This is a genomic window from Erwinia sp. MYb416, from assembly GCF_037479575.1.
In the GTDB taxonomy this organism is placed as follows: domain Bacteria; phylum Pseudomonadota; class Gammaproteobacteria; order Enterobacterales; family Enterobacteriaceae; genus Erwinia; species Erwinia rhapontici.
In genome coordinates, this window is sequence record NZ_JBBGYT010000376.1 from 1 (window position 1) to 1,275 (window position 1,275).

At 43.7% G+C, this 1,275-nt stretch carries 2 protein-coding genes; one reads left to right on the top strand and one right to left on the bottom strand.

The window, feature by feature from the left end:
* Positions 1–128 precede the first annotated feature (128 nt).
* Positions 129–344 carry a hypothetical protein gene (locus WH277_RS05400; RefSeq protein ID WP_339457127.1) on the bottom strand — a complete coding sequence of 72 codons (216 nt, stop codon included), beginning with the start codon at positions 342–344 and terminating at the stop codon, positions 129–131.
* A 606-nt stretch (positions 345–950) separates the two neighbouring features.
* Here WH277_RS05400 and WH277_RS05405 point away from each other — a divergent pair.
* A complete protein-coding gene (locus WH277_RS05405; protein WP_339458824.1) occupies positions 951–1,232 on the top strand; it encodes a hypothetical protein in 282 nt (93 codons plus the stop codon).
* The last annotated feature ends 43 nt before the right edge of the window (positions 1,233–1,275 follow it).

The following is a 1,275-nucleotide window of genomic DNA, read 5'->3' on the forward strand; positions in this document are numbered from 1 at the left end:
GTCTGACTGAATACCGGCAGGGAAAGGAGCAGCCCTGCAGACAGCGGAAGAAAAATCAGAGTGTTGTGTAGCTTTGACATAAAAGTTTCATCCTTTAATTAATGGCCGCCTTCATTAGGCGACCATTTTTAGTTAGATTCTGCAGCCTGATTACGCTCCGCCGCCGTCACCACCATCGCCACCGCCGTCGCCACCATCACCGCCGCCGTCACCGTCTCCGTCTCCGGAACCATTGCCGTTAGCTGAGCCATTGCCAGTACCGTTATCATTACCACTGCCGTTCCCGTTACCGCTGGCGCTGTTATTTCCTCCGTCTCCTCCAGGACCACCAGGAGAATTGGCACCAGAACCCCCGTTCCCGCCGTCACCGCCATTAGCATCGCCGACAAGCAAGAAGGTATGTGGGGAGTGATCCGTAAACGGTTCGTTATGTAAGGGTGCGGCGACAGAAAGTCGCGTCGCAGAGAGGACAAAAACACCTAAAGCAAGAATTAATTTTTTATGTCTCATAATCCATCCTTAAAGGTAATAAATACATGAGATAATCGTTGGCCCACCCCGTAGCTAATGAGCTACTTCATTAAAGTTAAATTAACTGGAAAATAAAAACCATGGAGTGTAATGAAACGTTTTTCGTTGTTTTAGAATGTTTTTTTAATTTAAAAAGAAAGTTTATAAGCTTTCAATGCCAGGCTAAATTATTGATATTAAACGACATTTAATGCTAATGATTACTCTGTTAACAATTTACTCTTTTCATGAAATGATACATATTACATTTTTATTAAGCGCTATTCTTAACAGCAGTAGTAAGTGATAACCCTAAATTCAAAAAAAGCAGAAGCAAATATCATTATTATATAACCAGTCTGAATCTGAGGTATTAGGCGACAATTAATTTGGCCTGTTTGTAATCTTAGCGTCATGTTTCTTCTTCCCATGGAGAGGTTGTGACGCTCAACATCAGACAGGTCGATTTTTCCATAACTCAACGAAATAAATGTCTTACTCAGGAAGTGTCGGCGGCAACTACCGGTATCTGTGTCCGTTCCGGACGCCGAATCGAAAAAGGCCTGTGGCGACAGGCCGGGGGCAGGTCAGACGGCTATCTGTACTTTATTGTGAACCAGCCGTATCGCCAGCCGGCGTTTCATATGAATAAAGATATGCACCAGAAACCCTATGCACTTATGCGTGTAAAAATAGATGAAAAGCCGTTCAGTACCAGATAAAATTTTGCTGACATATTCAGCAAACCAGCAACCCCCATTGCTT